The sequence below is a fragment of the Roseixanthobacter psychrophilus genome (assembly GCF_043195195.1).
Taxonomy (GTDB): Bacteria; Pseudomonadota; Alphaproteobacteria; order Rhizobiales; family Xanthobacteraceae; genus NCEH01.
On record NZ_JBAFWT010000047.1, the window covers coordinates 1 to 16,612 of the forward strand.

Here is a 16,612-nt window from a genome sequence, read left to right on the forward strand (position 1 = left end):
GGCGGACCGCGCCCCCTCATCCAGCGACATCCTGGTGACCTGGGACGCGGTGGCGGGCGCCACCTATCACCTGCGCAACATCAGCGTCACCACGGGCGCGACGCTCGCCATCGTGGACGTCACGGGCGGGAGCTGGACGTTCACGGAGGCGGCGCAGACCGCCGCCTATGGCTCGCTCGCCGGCTATGCCTACGTCAACGTCGCCCAGCTCGCCGGCGCCATCCAGGGCCCGGCTGCAGTGCTGGTGCAGGAGATCGGTGCCGGCGGCGGATTGCCGGCGCCCACCGGCATTGCCGCCCATCACGACGGCTCCGACCTGGTTGTCACCTGGGATGACGTCGAGGGCGCCAGTTGGAGCGTGCTGAACCGGGACATCACCAATAATGCGGTGCTCAGCACCGTCACCGTCACCGATCCCGTGTGGACGTTCACGACCGCCGCCATGACGGCCGCGTACGGATTTTCCACTTCGGGCCTCTACGTCGAGGTGACGCGCGTGGGTGGCGGCATGGCGAGTTTCATCGGCACGGTGCCGTAAGCGGAGGTTTGATATGGCTGAGAATTATCGCGGATGGGACGTGCGGGCGAGCGACCCGGCGGTGCGGCACGCGGTGCTCGTCTATCCCGGCATGAACTGGCCTTCCAGCGGGCGGATCGACCTGGGAATCGGGCCGGAAGGCGCGGTGCGGGAGCGCTGGCGCTTTTTGAGCTTTGAAACGGCGGGCACGGTGCTCATCGAAGACGAAAGCGGAATCGCTATCCCGTACACCCGGCCGGCCGGCGTCTACCTGCCGCTCAGCGGTGTGGCCCTGTGGGCGACGATCGCGACCCCGATCAATGGCATCTCCGCCACCTCGGCCAGCCTTCTGCTGTACGGCATGAAATGATCAGCATCGGCGTCGCGATCCCGAGCCTGATCACCGTGGGGCAGCTCGGCCTGGACCCGGCGGCCGCCGCGATCCTGTCGCGCTATCCTGTCGCGCCAACCGATGACCTCGTGCGGCGCATGGATGCCGGATGCCGCATCCTCCGGCCGGCCGGCGTGCTCGATGCGCAGGACGGGTTGTGGGCGACCGGTGTGCATGATCGTGCGTCGGCGCGGCTCAACCTCGTGCGCTGGACCGGGACGGTCACCAACCTCATCCCCAACAGCACCATGCAGGGCGCGGATGTGGCGGCGAACACCGCCCCGACCGGCTGGAGCACTGTCACCGGCTCCACCGGCCTCACCCGCTCCATCGTCGGCGTCGGGACCGTGGGCGGCCTGCCCTATGTGGATATGCGGGTTTCCGGCACGCTCCTGCAATCTGGTCCTGTGTTGGCGTTCAATTGGGCTCCGACATCGGCAACGCCAGCGGTCGCTGGTGGCCGCTACACGCACGGCGTCTATCTCGCTCTCACGGCGGGGACGTTCGGCACCACGCAAGGCGCGGTCAACTTGTTGACGATTGCTGCGGACGGCACCACCACGGTGGACAATGCGAGCGGTCCCAACGTCTTCGGCGGGCTCACCGCGACCCTGGCACAGCAACAGCTCACCATGGTTGCAGGCGCCACCGCCGCCCAGATCGTCCCGCGCCTGCGCATGACGTTCGGCGCAAGCGGAACGGTGGTGGATTTCACCCTGCGCATCGCCGCGCCCCAGCTTGTGCGGATGGACGTTCCGGGCACTTTCATCCCGACGTCGGGCTCCTCAGCCTCGCAGGTGCAGACGCTATATCGCTTCGACCTGACGGAATATCTCGGGGTGACGTGGACGGCGGGTGCGCCGGGAGCACCGGGCGGGTTCACCGGCAACGGGACAACCGGCTATCTCGACACAAACGCCAATCCGAGCGTGGATTTCACGCGGATGTCCCTAAACGCCGCCTGCTATGGCGCGTGGACGGCAATCAACACTACATCAAATGGCAGCATCCTCGGCGACGCCGCAGGTGCGGCTGGCGTCGTGTACATCAGACCTAGAGACCCTGGTGGTGGCGTCATTGGGCGGATCAATAGCGGCTCAGGATTTGGCATTGATATAGCGGACGCACGCGGCCTCACCGTGCTCAACCGCACTGGCCCGACCGCAGCCCAAATTTACAAAAACGGGGTCAATATATTTCAGGCCGCGCCAGCATCGTCGACCATGCCGACAACGCTGCATCTGCTGCGGCAGTCTATTTACTACCCCGGCCAGATCAGCGCTGCGTTCGCCGGCGCCTCGCTCACGCCCTCACAGCACCTCGCCACCTATCAGGGCATCGGCGCAATCATGGGAGTGGCCGCATGACCAATCTCTATTTGATCCTCGATCACGACACCGCCCATGCCGTGCGTGGACCGACCGCGCCCGGCTATGGGCTCGACCCCGTCGAGCTGGCCGATGGCGTCTCATGGGCGCTGCCGGCCGATGCGCTCACCGCGCCGGAGCACGCCATGCACCGCGAGGTACTGGCCACGATGCCGGTGCGGGCGGTGGCGGACAGCGAGTGGACCGCCTCTACCTGACGCCGAGTATCCTGCGCAGGTCGGCGATCGCCTCCTGCAGCTCGCGCATGCGCTTCTCGGCGAGATCGAGCATGTCGTGATAGAGGCCGGGGCCGGGTTCACCCCGACCCTGGCGAAAGTCGCCGATCGTGTCCTTGCGAACGCTGAGATCGCGAGACAGGGGCGCCTGCCACTGTTCACCGTACAACGCGCGTCCCACTTTCTCGATCGGCTGCATGACGGATCCTCTTAGACGCGCTGGGCGGTCGCCAGAACGTAGGTGGTGCGAGCGAGCAGGTAGATCATCGCGGTGACGATGATGCCGCACAGGGCGGCGGCGGCCTGAAGGATGACCCCGCCCGGCGCGCCGCTCCAAAAGGCGAGGGCATTGAGCGCGGCCGAGAAAGTGAGCGCACCGATGATGCCCGGCCGGGTGTAGCGTGCCACCTGACGACGCACCGCCTCGGTGGCCGCCAGGAGATAGGCCCCCTCGAAGGCGAGGAAGCCCATGTCGATGCCGATGCCGAGCGCCCAGCATTCCCAAGCAGCGGCCCCGGTCACCAGGTGGATGCCGGCCGAAAGATGGGTGAGGGAAAGGGCGGTGAGCACCATGGCAATGGTGCCCGTGGCGATCGCGGCCGCCTGCTGGCGGCGGAGGCGACGCGGTGCGGTGGGGGAGACCTGGGGCCGGCGGGGCCGGCTGCGAGACGGGAGATGGGTGACAGATGCGGTGGTCATGGAGGGCGATCCCCTTCAGCGGGGCGGGCCATCCCGCCCCCGACACTCCGTTGCTACCGATCTTGAGAGGCTCTGTCGAGGCTCTTATGGTGCCCAAAGAGGGGATTTCTGCGGTGAACATCCATGTGTCCGACGCTGCAGAACCAAGTGCCGCGCTTCAATGCCCCCTCCCCACCCCGCCCCCGCAAGGGGGGAGGGAGAAGGCCCGTCCCCAACCACATGCAGCAACGGCACGACGTGCAGTACGTGCCGGGAAGCGCGGTGGCTCCGGCGCCCCGAGTCGCCTAGTTTCGCGAGAACCACAAAGCCACCGGGGGGAGCGCACATGGCCACCTACATCCTCGCCATAGACCAGGGCACCACCTCCTCGCGGGCGATCCTGTTCCGTCCCGACACCTCCATCGCCGCCGTGGCGCAGGAGGAAGTGCCGCAGCATTATCCCGCGTCGGGCTGGGTGGAGCAGGACGCGCAGGACATCTGGCGCACGACGCTCAAGGTCTGCCGCGCCGTGCTCGCGCAGGCCGGCGCGGCAGCGGGCGACGTCGCCGCCATCGGCATCGCCAACCAGCGCGAGACCACCCTGATCTGGGATCGCGCCACCGGCGAAGCGATCCACCGCGCCATCGTCTGGCAGGACCGCCGCACCGCCCCGCTGTGCGCCCGCCTGGAGGCGGAAGGCGCTGGGCCGATGGTGAGCGCGAAGACCGGCCTGCTGATCGATCCCTATTTCTCCGCCACCAAGATCGCCTGGATGCTCGATGAGGTGCCCGGCGCGCGGGCGCGGGCGGAACGGGGCGAACTCGCCTTCGGCACCGTGGACAGTTTCCTCCTCTACCGCCTCACCGGCGGGCGGGTACACGCGACCGACGCCACAAATGCCGCGCGCACCCTTCTGTTCGACATCCATAAGGGCGCCTGGGACGAAGATCTGCTTGCTGTGTTCGGCGTGCCGGCGGCGCTGCTGCCCGACGTGCGCGACAGCTCCGGCCTGTTCGGCACCACGGACCCCGCTTTGTTCGGCGGCGCCATCCCCATCTGCGGCATGGCGGGAGACCAGCAGGCGGCCATGGTGGGGCAGGCCTGCTTCGCGCCGGGCATGGTGAAATCCACCTATGGCACCGGCTGCTTCGCCTTGCTCAATACCGGGACAACACCGGTCGCCTCGCGCAACCGGCTGCTCACCACCATCGCCTATCAATTGGACGGGCATCGCACCTATGCGCTGGAGGGCGCGATCTTCGTCGCCGGGGCGGCGGTGCAATGGCTGCGCGACGGACTCGGCGTGATCGCGGATGCGCGCGAGAGCGGTGCGCTCGCCGCCGCCGCCGATCCCGAGCAGGACGTGATTTTGGTGCCCGCCTTCGTCGGCCTGGGCGCGCCCCATTGGCGGCCCGACGTGCGCGGCGCCCTGTTCGGCCTCACCCGCGCCACGGGCCCGAAGGAACTCGCCCGCGCGGCGCTGGAGAGCGTGTGCTTCCAGACCGTGGACCTCCTCACCGCCATGCACGCCGACTGGACGGGGGCCGAGGGCACGGTGCTGCGGGTGGACGGCGGCATGAGCGCCTCCGATTTCACCATGCAGCGCCTCGCCGACCTGCTGGGCGCGCCGGTGGACCGGCCGGTGGTGCAGGAGACCACAGCGCTCGGCGCCGCCTATCTCGCAGGGCTGGCCTGCGGCCTGTTTGCACGCCCGGAGGCCTTCGCCGCCACCTGGCGGCTAGACCGGCGCTTCACGCCGCAGATGAGCGAAGCGGCCCGCGCCGCACGCCTCGAAGCCTGGGCCGGCGCCATCGCGTGCCTTGCGCCGAAACCGGGAGCCTGAACGGGAATTTTCGCGCCTGGGCGGCCCCGGCACCCGTGCCGGGGTTCGCTTCGATGAACTTCACCGGAAAAGGCGGGTTTGTCTTCAGAATATGCGCGAAGAATCGCGGAACAACAGAATGAATATTACATTTCTGTGACGTGACATGGCGCAAAGACATGCGCGGCAGGCGGACGTAGTGTCGCTCAGCATCCGCGATGGGACCCAGCCATGTCTTCACACACGCCATTCCCGGCCTTCCCGACGGCGGTCCCCGGCGCACTGTCTTCGCTTGAAGACACGGTGGCGTCTATGCCACGCTCCGTCGAACAGCCGGGCGACCTCAAAGTGAAGCTGCAGGTCGAGCATGTCTCTTTCAGCTATGGCAGGGAAGAGGCGCTGAAGGACATCTGCGTCCCGATCTACGAACACAAGGCGACCGCCTTCATTGGACCGTCCGGATGCGGAAAATCAACGCTGCTGCGGATCTTCAACCGCATGTATGACCTCTATCCCGACCAGCATGCACGCGGCTCCGTTCTCATGGACGGACAGGATATCCTGTCCCATGCGGTGGACCCCATCGCCCTGCGGGCAAAGATCGGCATGGTGTTCCAGAAGCCGACCCCGCTCCCCATGTCGATCTACGACAACGTCGCCATCGGCGTGCGGCTGAACGAAGAACTTCAGCAATCTCAATTGGATGAGAGAGTTGAAGACGCCTTGCGCCGCGCCGCCCTGTGGGAGGAGGTGAAGGATATCCTCCCCCAAAGCGGCCTCAGCCTCTCCGGCGGCCAGCAGCAACGCCTGTGCATTGCCCGGACAATTGCAGTCAAGCCGGAGATCATACTTCTCGACGAGCCCTGCTCCGCCCTCGATCCACTGACGACCGCGAAGATCGAAGAGACGATCGACGAACTGAAGCAGGACTATACGATCGTCATCGTCACGCACAACATGCAGCAGGCGGCGCGCGTGGCGGACTATGTGGCCTTCATGTATCTGGGCGAAATCATCGAGTTCGGCCGGGCGCAGGAGATCTTCACCGCCCCGCGCGATGAGCGCACCCACCGTTACATCACCGGCCGGTTCGGCTAGAAGCTTGAAGCTAAAATGTAATTTGGCTGGCGCCCGGCTGGATCAAGCCGGGATCGGCCCGAGATAGTCCAGCTTGCCCACCTTGACGCCGGTATGCCGCAGCAGCGCGTGGACGGTCGCGACGTGGAAGAAGAAGTTCGGCAGGGCGAAATCGAGCAGGTAGCGGTCGCCTTGGAACCTGGACGTGCGAACCATCACCTCCTTCGTTTCGCTCCCGGAAAACAGCGCAGGATCAAGGCTTTCCAGATAGGCGATGGTCTTGCGGACACGCTCCGTCAGCTCGGGGAAGGTGGTTTCTGTGTCCTCGAACTTGGGCGCGGGCACCCCGGAGAGGCGCTCCCCGGACGCCTTCGACGTATCGCTGGCGCGCTGCACCTGGCCGGAGAGGGGCAGCATGTCGGGATAGAGGCGGGTGCCCGGCAGGGCTTCGGGCTTGAAGCCGCGCTCCTCGGCGAAGGCGGCGCCCTTCTCCAGCTCCACCAGCAGGGCATTGAGCCCGCGCAGGAATACCGGAACCGAAGCCTGGTACATGGAAAGTGCTGTCATGGCGTATGCCTGATCGTGTGAAGATTGATACGCGGACTTGTAGACCGCTTCGTGCGACGCCCCGAACACAAAGCCGTCAGGCCGGGGACGCCTCCTGCCGCGTGAGCCGCGTGGAATAGCTATAGCGGTCGGCGGGATGAATGCTGATCGAGATTTCCACCATGTCCTGCGGGCTGAGGATATATTGCCGGCGGATCTCCAGAGCATGGGCGCCGGCCCCCGCCTTCAGCGGCCCAGCGACACGCTCTGGTATTCCCACCGCCTTGATATCCTGACGAATCTCCCGCATGCGCCGACCGGAAATCTCCTCCACCAATGTGCCGTAGATCCCGGCGTGCCCGGCCATCTTTTCCCGCACCTCGGCGGAGAACACGCCGTCGATGTAAACGTCGGTCCAGCAGATCGGCATCACCTCGCCCGGCACGATGCGCAGGCTGGAAATGCGCAGCCAGCGCTGGCCCGGCTTGCAGCCGAGCTGTTGCGCCAGCGGCCCGTCGGCGACGATATCGGCGACATCCTGGGTGCGGCGCTCGGTCTCGACGCCGAACTGCTGCACCGCCTCGACGGTGCCGAGCGTCTGCACGAAACCGCCGGCGCGACTGACAGGAACGGAGGCCTCGACCCGCGTGCCCACGCTCTTGCGACGGCTGACAAGGCCGGAGGCTTCCAGCTCGCGCATCGCGGCGCGCACGGTGGACCGGCTGACGGCAAACTGGTCCGCCAGTTCGAATTCGTTCGGCAGCAGGGATCCCACGGGATGACGACCGCTGGATATCGCTTCGGCAAGGGCGCGGGCGACGGAAGCGTATCGCGTCTCCAAGGGCGTGAGTCTCCTTTTGTATCAGTGCCCATGAAAACCCGAGCGTGACCGGCCTCGTCAAGCCCGACGGATTGACAGGGCGATTATGTTGGTACAATAAATTATGTACGAACATAACTCCGCCGGAGGATGCCCCTTGGCCAGCACGGTCTTCGATTCCGCCTTGTTCCGCGACATGTTCGGCACCGCCGAAATGCGGGCGGTCTTTACCGACGAGGCCCTGGTCGCCCGTTATCTCGAAGCTGAAGCCGCCCTCGCGCGCGCCCAGGCCCGCACCGGCACCATTCCGAAGGAGGCCGCGCAGGCCATCGACACCGCCTGCCGGACCATCCAGATCGACTTCGAGAAACTGCGGGAAGAAACCGAGATCGTCGGCTATCCCATCCTGCCGTTGGTGCACCAGCTCGCGGCCGCAGCCGGCTCGGCCGGCGGCTTCGTCCATTGGGGCGCGACCACCCAGGACATCATGGACACCGCCAACGTCCTGCAGATCCGCGCCGCGCTCGACATCGTCGACCGCGATTTGCGGGCCGTCCGGGAGATCCTGGCGGACATGGCGTTGAAGTATCGCGACACGCCCATGGCCGGCCGAACCCACCTACAGCAGGCCCTGCCGGTGACGTTCGGCTATAAAGCGGCGGTCTGGCTCTCCTCCATCGACCGGCACATCGAGCGTGTGGCACAGGCCCGTCCGCGCATCCTGCTCGGTGAATTCTCCGGCGCCGCCGGCACGCTCGCCTCCATCGGCGACGGCGGGTTGGAGATGCAGCGCCTGTTCTGCGAGGAACTCGGCCTCGCCCAGCCGTCCATCACCTGGCACGTGGCGCGCGACGGCATCGCCGAGGCGGTGACGCTGCTCGGCCTCATCACCGGCACGCTCGGCAAGATCGCCACCGACGTGATGCTGATGGCGGCCACCGAGTTCGGCGAGGTCTCCGAACCCTTCGTGCCGGGGCGTGGCGCGTCCTCCACCATGCCGCAGAAGCGCAACCCGATTTCCAGCGAGCTGATGCTCGCCGCCGCCAAGGCGGTGCGCCAGCACGTCGCCACGATGCTGGACGGCATGATCCACGATTTCGAGCGGGCGACCGGCCCCTGGCACCTGGAATGGGTGTCATTGCCGGAAAGCTTCCTGCTCACCGCCTCCGCCCTGTCGAACGCGAAATTCATGCTCGCCGGGTTGGTGGTGCACGAGCAGCGCATGCGCGACAATCTCGGCCTCACCCACGGCCTGATCGTGGCCGAGGCGGTGATGATGGCGGCGGCGCCCAAGCTCGGCCGCCAACATGCCCATGATGTGGTCTATGACGCCTGCCGCACGGCGATCGAGGGGGGGCAAGACCTTGCCGACCTGCTCGCGCAAGTGCCCGAGATCGTCGATGCGCTGGGCGGCGTGGAGGCCATCCGCGGCCACTGCGACCCCGCCAATTACCTCGGCTTGTCCGGTGCGATGGTCGATCGCGTACTCGCGATGGCGCCGCCCGCGCGGTCCAGCGCCGCCTGATCGGCGGCACCACCCCCTTCTTCGCCAAGGCATCGCAAGAACGCCGCTCACAGCAAAGATCAAATTCTCAGGGAGACGCCAATGGCCACGCTGGCTAGCACGGATACGAAGGTTTCGCCGGCCCCCGGAACCCGCGCGAAGAAAAAATCGCTCTGGGGCAATCTGGGCTTCCAGGTTGCCGTCTCGATGGTGCTCGGCATCGGCGTCGGCCTGATCTGGCCGGAATTCGGCGCCTCATTGAAGGTGCTCGGCGACATCTTCCTGCGGCTGATCAAGACCGCCGTCGCGCCACTGGTGTTCCTGACCGTGGCGGTGGGCATCGTGGCGGCCGGGGACATCAAGCGCGTCGGCAAGGTCGGGCTGCTGGCGATGATCTATTTCGAGATCGTCTCCACCATCGCGCTCGCCATCGGGCTGATCTTCGGCAACCTGTCCGGCGTCGGCAAGAACCTCGGCCACATCACCGCCCCGGCGGCGGCGGCCAAGGGCGCGGCGGCGGCGGCAAAGGCGGCGGAAGGCTCCCACACCACCTTCACCCAGTTCGTGCTGAACATTTTTCCCGATAATTTCATCGGCGCCTTCGCCCGCGGCGAGCTGCTGCAGGTGCTGGTGATCGCGCTGATCTTCGGCTTCGGCCTGATGGCGCTGAGCCCCGAGAAGCGCGCGCCCATCGAGGCGGGGCTCAACACCATCTCCACGGCCTTCTTCGAGTTCATCCACATCATCATGCGGCTCGCACCCATCGGCACGTTCGGCGCGGTGGCCTATGCGGTGGGCGCCAACGGCACGGCGGTGCTGATCTCGCTGGCCTATTTCGTGGCGGCCTTCTACGTCCTGATTATCGGCTTCATCATCATCGTGTTCGGCACCATCTGCGCGCTGTTCCGCATCAATCTGTTCCACCTGCTGCGCTTCCTCCGGGATGAGATCATCATCATGCTCGGCACGGCCTCGTCGGAGAGCGTCCTGCCGCGCCTGCTGGAGAAGCTGCCGCTCTACGGGGCCTCCAAGCAGGCCGTCGGCCTGGTGATGCCGACCGGCTATGCCTTCAACCTCGACGGCACCTCGCTGTTCATGTCCATGGGCATCGTGTTTCTCGCCAACGCCTACAACGTGCCGCTGAGCTGGGAACAGGAGCTCGGCATCCTCGCCATCATGCTCCTCACCTCCAAGGGCGCCGCGACGGTGTCCGGCGGGTCGTTCGTGGTGTTCGCCGCCACCGTGACCGCGACCGGCATCCTTCCGGTGGACGGCCTCGCGCTGATCTTCGGCGTCTATCGCTTCCTCTCCATCGCGCTCGCCACCTGCAACGTCATCGGCAATGCGGTTGCGACCGTGGTGGTGGCAAAGCTCGCCGGCGAATTCGACGAGACCGCCCGCGCACGCCTCGATATGGCCGAAGTGGACGCCTGAGCCCAACGACCGGGGCGGCGGCAACGCCTCCCCATTTCCAGCGGAAGCGGTCCCATGTCCCTTTCTCCCCGTATCGAGAATGACGCCTTTGGCCCGGTGGAGATTCCCGCCGGCCGCTATTGGGGGGCGCAGACCCAGCGCGCGCTTGCGGTTTTCGACGTGGGCGAGGAACGCTTTCCCGCCGGCCTCATCCACGCCTTCGGCCTTCAGAAGATCGCGGCCGCCCGCGCCAATCGCCAGCTCGGCGTGCTGGACCCAGCGCTCGCGGACGCGATCGAGGCGGCGGCGGGCGAGGTGCTGGCAGGTCGCTTCGACGATCATTTCCCGCTGCGCATCTGGCAGACCGGCTCCGGCACGCAGACCAACATGAACGCCAACGAGGTGATCGCCAACCGCGCCAACGAGCGGCTCGGCCAGCCGCTCGGCACCAAGGCACCGGTGCACCCCAACGACCACGTCAATTGCTCGCAATCCTCCAACGACAGCTTTCCGACGGTCATGCACATCGCCACGGTGCAGGATTTGCGCGCGCGACTGCTGCCCGCTCTGGCCGAATTGCATGGCCAACTCGCCATCAAGGCGGCGGCGTTCGCCGACGTGCTCAAGATCGGTCGCACCCATCTGATGGATGCCGTGCCCATGACCATGGGCCAGGCGTTCGATGCCTTCGCACGGCAGATCGCCAACGGCATGGCGCGCATCGAAAGTGCCATGCCCCGCCTATGCGTACTGCCCCAGGGCGGCACGGCGGTGGGCACCGGCCTCAATGCCCCGGTCGGCTTCGATGCCGCCTTCTGCGCGGAAGCCAGCGCTCTTGGCGGCGTGACCTTCTCCCCCAATCCCAGCAAGTTCGAGGGCATGGCCGCCCATGATGCGCTGGTGGAAGCCTCGGGCGCGCTGAACGTGGTCGCGGTCTCCCTGATGAAGATCGCCAACGACATCCGCCTGCTGGGCTCGGGGCCACGCTGCGGGCTCGGCGAACTCATCATCCCCAATGACGGGCTGACCTCGTCCATCATGCCCGGCAAGCGCAACCCGACCATCGGCGAAGTGGTGGTGCAGGCGGCGTTCCAGGTGATGGGAAACCACGCCACGGTCACCGCCGCCGGCGCCTCGGGCAATTTCGAACTGAATGTCGCCAAGCCGGTGCTGATCTACAACGTGCTTCAGTCGATCCGGATCCTGGCCGACAGCGCGCACATCTTCGCCTCCCGCCTGATCGCCGATCTCGACGTGGACCGCGCGCGGCTTGCGGAAAACGTTGCGAACGCCTTGCTGGTCGTCACAGCGCTCAACCCGGTGATCGGCTACGACAAGGTCGCGCAGATCACCACCAAGGCCCTGGACGCCGGCCTGACCCCGCGCGAGGCGGCCATCTCGCTCGGCTATCTCTCGGGTGAGGATTACGATCGTCTGGTGGACCCGGCGCGCATGACCCGGCCGCAGGCGTTATAGAACCGGACCGGCTCGGAGCGCCCGGCAGCGTGCCCTGGAAAGGGCCCGCGCCCAGCTATTCCCCCGCCATGTCGCCCAGCGAGGCGGATGCGACATCCGGCTCACGCTCGGCAGCGACATGGACCGGGATGAGCCAAGTCACGGCGGCCGCAAGGAGCGCCACCACGAACACGCCCCAGAACGTCAGGTGAAGCGCCCGCTCGAACACCGCCATGACCACGGCGTCGTCATGGACCCCCGACAGGCCGGTGGTCTCGCCAAGTACCTTGTGAACCCGGCTCGCGATCTCGGCGGTAGAAAAATGCAGCAGGCCGAAATTGAGGATTGCGCCCACCACGGTGGCGCCGAGCACACTGCCGAGGCTGCGCGCGAAGATGTTGGAGGCCGTCGCACTGCCGCGCATGGACCATTCGACGCTCTCCTGGATCAGCACGATGCAGGTGAAGCTGGTGGTGCCCATGCCGATGCCGACGACGAACGATCCAATGCCGGCAAGCACCGGATGGCTGGTCGGGGAGAGAAACAGCAGGATCGCGCATCCGGCCGGAAGCATCAGGCTCACCCCCCGAAGCGCCCTGCGCAAGCCGAACACGCGGTAGAGCCGCATCGACTGGCTCACCGCCAGCGGCCAGCCGAGGATCAGCATGGTGAGGGCGAGGCCGGCAACCACCGGCGAATATCCAAGCACGCCCTGCACGTAGAGCGGCAAGATGGTGGTAAGACCGATCAGGAGGATGCCGACCAGCAGAGCCGTGGTGTTGCACGTCGCAATCAGCCGCCGCTTCCAGAGATCGAACGAAACGATCGGCTCGGCCGCACGCCGCTCCGCGCGTACGAACAGCACGCCAAAAATCAAGAACAGGGCGCCGAAGCCCGCCAGAATGCTGGTCCGGCTATCGGTCTCGCTGAGCACGATCAGCAGCGAGGCGATGGAGACGGTGAACAGGCCGGCGCCGAGATAATCGATCCGCGCGGCACGCGGCTCGACCTTTTCGTGCAGGAAGAAGGCGAAGCCCGCGACCGAGAGAATGCCGATCGGGATGTTCATCCAGAAGATCCAGGCCCAGGAGACATAATCCACCAGCAGGCCGCCGAACAGCGGGCCCACCACCGCGGATCCGGCCCAAACACTGGCCAGCAGGCCCTGGACCCTGCCGCGCTCCTCCAGCCTGTAGAGATCGCCCACAAGCGTGATCGTCAGCGGTTGAATGGCTCCTGCCCCTATGCCCTGCAGCAGGCGAAACACCACCAGGGACAGCATGGACCAGGCGAAACCGCACGCCAGCGAGCCGAACAGGAACACCACCGTGCCGCCGATGAGCACAGGCTTGCGGCCGAAAATATCGGCAAGCTTGCCATAGATGACGGTGGTCGTGGTCTGGGCGAGCAGGAACGCGGAGAACACCCAGCTGTAATGGTCGAAACCGCCGAATTGACCGACGATACTCGGCAGGGCCGTGGCGATGATGGTCGATTCCACAGCGACCATGAATGTGCTGAGCAGGATGGAGACGACCAGATAGACGCGATGGTTCTGAGAAACGTCGACGGACATGAATGACCTGGGAGCGCAAGAGCGGAAACGCGCGACCCCGCTTCGAAAATTGCATGATCGCCGGACACCGCACGGCCCCGCGCGAATTTCGGATGGCGGAGCCGGAGGGTTCGGATTTCACAAGCGGGCACGGGCACAAGCGGGTACGGGCAGCGGCTCGCAGGCGTTGTCACGTTGCGAACCGGCCGGAGAAAAGCGCAGCGCGACTCCCTGCACAAGCCGCATTTTCGCATGGCAAAAGCAGCACAACCCCACCACGCGCAAGATGTGGGGGCCGATAGGAACGCGCAAGTGCAGATCCGGCAAGATGTGGCAGCGGCTTCAGCGGAGCGGCGCGGGCACCCTGCAAACTGCCCGCCCTCACACAGAGGTGATCAACGGCTCCGCAAGGCGCGGCGCGGCCGTGCCCCCCGCCCAGACCGCGCACCTCAACCAGCCGGAGATCAATATCGGCATCCTGCCCGGCGCCGGAAGGGAAGCGATATTAACCGCCAAATATATGCTTTGGCCGGCGCCCTAGAGAAGCGCGCCGCGCGGTCCGCGACAACGCGGCCGTGTCGTTTGTCATTCCCTTACATTTGGGGTGAGATACAACTCAATTCGACTCAAGATCGAACAATATGGCGAGGACACCATGAAGGCCCTGGGTTGGATTTTGCTCTGCAATGTCATGACGATTTCTGTCGCCGCCGCTCAAACCCCCGACATGAAGGGTGATTGGGTTGGCAAGACCAATACGATCATTGCCGGCGTCGGCGGGCCGCACTGGCCGGACAGCAAGGGCACCTGGGAAAAACCGCTGCTGGCGTAGCGGAACGTCACGCTGCGCATTGTCGGTCAGGATGACCGCCGTTTCTGGGGCGAAACCATCATTGCCGGCGACGCGGCCTCGGGCGGGGCGGTCACATCCGAACCCTTCATCGGAACCGTCTCAAAAGATGGCGACAAGGTGATGATGGCCGACACGGACGGCTATTTCGTCGGTGACCTGTCCGGCACCACACTTTCCTATTGCTATCTCCAGGCCGGCGCCCGGCAAGCCAGTGACAAGCCGGCCGTCGTAACCTGTAATGACGTGACGAAACGCTGATTGCTCCCGGCGGTGGTCCTGCCTCATCTTCGGGGAAGTAGGCCATTGTCGTCTTCAATCTCTGCGGGTGCGCTCACCCTGCCGGCAGGATCGGACGCGATCTGCTGGGAAAGATGCCGTCCCCCATCCCTTCGGACATTGAATGTCTCTCCTCATCGCTCGGCTGACGACCGAACCAGCTCCACTCGCCTGGCTTGAGCGTCAGTCCTGGCATCCTTGGCTTGTCGTTGGCCTCGTCTCGATGGGTGCGTTTATTGGGCAGCTTGACGCCACGATCGTTCAGCTCGCCTTGCCAATTCTCGGTCATTATTTCGATGCTTCACTTCAGCATGTAAGCTGGATCGCGCTTTCGTATCTCGCAGCCTTCGTTGCATTTCTGCCCATCTTTGGCCGTCTGTGCGAAATGTTTGGTCGCAAGACGCTGTATATCTTGGGGTACCTCATTTTTATCGCCGCCAGCGCCCTGTGCGGCTTTGCGTCCAGCTTCGAACAACTGGTGATCTTTCGCTTCTTGCAGGGGGTGGGCGGGTCGCTCCTCGGCGCCAACAGCATTGCGATCCTGGTGAAAACGGTCCCGCAGGCGCAGCGGGGACGGGCGCTTGGCTGGTTCGCGGCGGCTCAGGCGGTGGGCATGAGCGCGGGCCCGGTGCTGGGCGGCCTGATACTCGCGACGCTTGGCTGGCAATGGATCTTCTGGCTCACCGTCCCGTTTGGTGCGCTGGCCGTTGTCCTTGGTTGGCTGGCGCTGCCTCGCAGCACCGGCATGCAGGCGGATCGCGCCTTCGACTGGGGCGGAGCGCTGCTGATCGGTCCAGCTCTGATACTGACCGTGGCCGTGCTCAACCATGTCTCGAGCTGGGGGCTGAGTTCCCCGCTGACGCTCGGCAGTCTCGCCATGGCCGCCCTGTTGCTTGTGCTTCTGGTACGGCGCGAACGCATCTTCGATGCGCCGCTGATCGACCCTGCCCTGTTCCGAAGCCTTGCGTTTTGCAGCGCGGCGGCTGGGGTGTTGCTTGGCTATGCGCTGCTGTTCGGCATGTTCTTTCTTATGTCCTTCGCGCAGGGACACGGCTTCGGCGAGCCCCCCGGTACGGCCGGCTTGCACCTGGCGATCATTCCGGTGGCCCTCGGGCTCACGGCACCGTTCAGCCACACGGTGAAGGAGCGATTAGGCGGGCGCTGGGTCGGTCTGGTCGGCATGGCGCTGAGCTTCATGGCCGTTGTCCTTCTGTTTTCCACTCTCGGACGGGTCGAAGATCACCGGCTTTTCGACGGCATCGCCTATGCCCTGTTCGGCGCCGGCCTCGGCCTCTTCATCGCACCCAATAACCAGGTGGCGATTGCGGCTGTGCCGCCAGCTTTGTCCGGGCCAGCCGGTTCGCTGCTGAACCTGATGCGCGCACTGGGCACCAGTTTAGGCGTTGCCGGCGGCGCGACCACGCTGGCGTTTAATCTGAGAGGCCCCGATGGGGTATCGCGCGCATGGCTGTCTTCAAGCGGCGCTGACATGCTCATCGCGGTGCGCCACAGCCTGCCGTTGCTGGGGGGCATCGCTGTGCTGGCGGGCATGGCAGCCTGGTATGCCGTGCGGAAGGTAGAGTGTCTCGACAAGCGCCCCAAGGCTACGTCCAGTAAAGCCGTTTGATCGATCGACGCGAGGGTTCAGCAAGTTGAATGGCGCTTTGACAGGACGTATTGCGCCAGAGGACTAAACCGCTGCCGCGGTAGCCGCCCTGCATGACGGGCGGTTTGGACCGGCCCGCTGCGACCAGCCTGCAGGTCACCGTTCCGCGCAGCGGTGATTGGCGATCAGAAACGCCTATCCCCCAATTCGGCGAACCGGATCGACAGGCTGACCCTCGTCCAGCCGGGGGCCTATACCAATGCCCGTTCATGGCGAATGCGACCGCTGGCGCGACCGTCGGTTCATCGAGTGGCAGCGCCGTTTCATCGAGTGTGCCTTGATCCGCGATCGCCGCCAAGTTACGGAAACATAAGATACAAATTTAGACGAAATCGAAATTTTTCAACGTAAGACATCTGCGTATCAAGTAAACAAAAGAATATATCGATTATAATAAAGCAAAAATATAAATCGTCAATGAACTGAGATCGATGGG

17 protein-coding genes are annotated in these 16,612 nt (G+C 65.4%); 12 read left to right on the forward strand and 5 right to left on the reverse strand.

Annotated elements, in window-relative coordinates:
* The 4 genes from V5F77_RS24755 to V5F77_RS24770 all read left to right on the forward strand — a co-directional run.
* On the forward strand, positions 1 to 538 hold a 538-nt coding region (locus V5F77_RS24755), incomplete at its 5' end, for a hypothetical protein (RefSeq protein WP_429007858.1).
* A 13-nt stretch (positions 539 to 551) separates the two neighbouring features.
* Positions 552 to 887 (forward strand): hypothetical protein, encoded by a 336-nt coding sequence (locus V5F77_RS24760; RefSeq protein ID WP_429007859.1) that lies wholly within the window; start codon positions 552 to 554, stop codon positions 885 to 887.
* A complete protein-coding gene (locus V5F77_RS24765; RefSeq protein WP_429007860.1) occupies positions 884 to 2,275 on the forward strand; it encodes a hypothetical protein in 1,392 nt (463 codons plus the stop codon). Before V5F77_RS24760 ends, V5F77_RS24765 begins: the two co-directional genes overlap by 4 nt.
* Positions 2,272 to 2,493, forward strand: coding sequence for a hypothetical protein (locus tag V5F77_RS24770; protein WP_429007861.1), 222 nt, complete (start codon positions 2,272 to 2,274; stop codon positions 2,491 to 2,493). Before V5F77_RS24765 ends, V5F77_RS24770 begins: the two co-directional genes overlap by 4 nt.
* On the opposite strand, the gene V5F77_RS24775 is transcribed toward V5F77_RS24770, so the two are convergent.
* On the reverse strand, positions 2,486 to 2,710 hold the full coding sequence (locus tag V5F77_RS24775) for a hypothetical protein (RefSeq protein ID WP_429007862.1): 225 nt from the start codon (positions 2,708 to 2,710) through the stop codon (positions 2,486 to 2,488). The genes V5F77_RS24770 and V5F77_RS24775 overlap by 8 nt on opposite strands.
* Before the next feature lie 11 nt (positions 2,711 to 2,721).
* Positions 2,722 to 3,210, reverse strand: a complete 489-nt coding sequence (locus V5F77_RS24780; RefSeq protein ID WP_429007863.1) for a hypothetical protein — start codon at positions 3,208 to 3,210, stop codon at positions 2,722 to 2,724.
* Between the two features lie 325 nt (positions 3,211 to 3,535).
* Here V5F77_RS24780 and glpK point away from each other — a divergent pair, with 325 nt between their 5' ends.
* On the forward strand, positions 3,536 to 5,032 hold the full coding sequence (gene glpK, locus V5F77_RS24785) for a glycerol kinase GlpK (protein ID WP_429007864.1): 1,497 nt from the start codon (positions 3,536 to 3,538) through the stop codon (positions 5,030 to 5,032).
* Between the two features lie 291 nt (positions 5,033 to 5,323).
* On the forward strand, positions 5,324 to 6,109 hold the full coding sequence (gene pstB, locus V5F77_RS24790) for a phosphate ABC transporter ATP-binding protein PstB (RefSeq protein ID WP_429007865.1): 786 nt from the start codon (positions 5,324 to 5,326) through the stop codon (positions 6,107 to 6,109).
* Between the two features lie 42 nt (positions 6,110 to 6,151).
* On the opposite strand, the gene V5F77_RS24795 is transcribed toward pstB, so the two are convergent.
* Both V5F77_RS24795 and V5F77_RS24800 read right to left on the reverse strand, forming a co-directional pair.
* Positions 6,152 to 6,655: a DUF1993 domain-containing protein gene (locus V5F77_RS24795; protein WP_429007866.1), complete on the reverse strand. Its 504-nt coding sequence runs from the start codon at positions 6,653 to 6,655 to the stop codon at positions 6,152 to 6,154.
* A 76-nt stretch (positions 6,656 to 6,731) separates the two neighbouring features.
* Positions 6,732 to 7,475, reverse strand: a complete 744-nt coding sequence (locus V5F77_RS24800; RefSeq protein WP_429007867.1) for a GntR family transcriptional regulator — start codon at positions 7,473 to 7,475, stop codon at positions 6,732 to 6,734.
* Positions 7,476 to 7,578: 103 nt separating this feature from the next.
* Here V5F77_RS24800 and V5F77_RS24805 point away from each other — a divergent pair, with 103 nt between their 5' ends.
* The 3 genes from V5F77_RS24805 to V5F77_RS24815 all read left to right on the forward strand — a co-directional run bounded on the left by V5F77_RS24805 (position 7,579) and on the right by V5F77_RS24815 (position 11,847).
* The gene (locus tag V5F77_RS24805) at positions 7,579 to 8,979 is read left to right on the forward strand and encodes a class-II fumarase/aspartase family protein (RefSeq protein WP_429007868.1); all 1,401 of its coding nucleotides are present in this window, start codon (positions 7,579 to 7,581) and stop codon (positions 8,977 to 8,979) included.
* An 81-nt stretch (positions 8,980 to 9,060) separates the two neighbouring features.
* Positions 9,061 to 10,392 carry a cation:dicarboxylate symporter family transporter gene (locus V5F77_RS24810; RefSeq protein ID WP_429007869.1) on the forward strand — a complete coding sequence of 444 codons (1,332 nt, stop codon included), beginning with the start codon at positions 9,061 to 9,063 and terminating at the stop codon, positions 10,390 to 10,392.
* Between the two features lie 54 nt (positions 10,393 to 10,446).
* Positions 10,447 to 11,847 (forward strand): class II fumarate hydratase, encoded by a 1,401-nt coding sequence (locus V5F77_RS24815; RefSeq protein WP_429007870.1) that lies wholly within the window; start codon positions 10,447 to 10,449, stop codon positions 11,845 to 11,847.
* A gap of 55 nt (positions 11,848 to 11,902) precedes the next feature.
* On the opposite strand, the gene V5F77_RS24820 is transcribed toward V5F77_RS24815, so the two are convergent.
* On the reverse strand, positions 11,903 to 13,402 hold the full coding sequence (locus V5F77_RS24820) for an MFS transporter (RefSeq protein WP_429007871.1): 1,500 nt from the start codon (positions 13,400 to 13,402) through the stop codon (positions 11,903 to 11,905).
* Between the two features lie 634 nt (positions 13,403 to 14,036).
* Here V5F77_RS24820 and V5F77_RS24825 point away from each other — a divergent pair.
* From V5F77_RS24825 to V5F77_RS24835, 3 genes are all read left to right on the forward strand, one after another.
* The gene (locus V5F77_RS24825; protein ID WP_429007872.1) at positions 14,037 to 14,213 is read left to right on the forward strand and encodes a hypothetical protein; all 177 of its coding nucleotides are present in this window, start codon (positions 14,037 to 14,039) and stop codon (positions 14,211 to 14,213) included.
* Between the two features lie 141 nt (positions 14,214 to 14,354).
* Positions 14,355 to 14,492, forward strand: a complete 138-nt coding sequence (locus V5F77_RS24830; protein WP_429007873.1) for a hypothetical protein — start codon at positions 14,355 to 14,357, stop codon at positions 14,490 to 14,492.
* Positions 14,493 to 14,634: 142 nt separating this feature from the next.
* Positions 14,635 to 16,137, forward strand: a complete 1,503-nt coding sequence (locus tag V5F77_RS24835; protein ID WP_429007874.1) for an MFS transporter — start codon at positions 14,635 to 14,637, stop codon at positions 16,135 to 16,137.
* Positions 16,138 to 16,612: the final 475 nt, after the last annotated feature.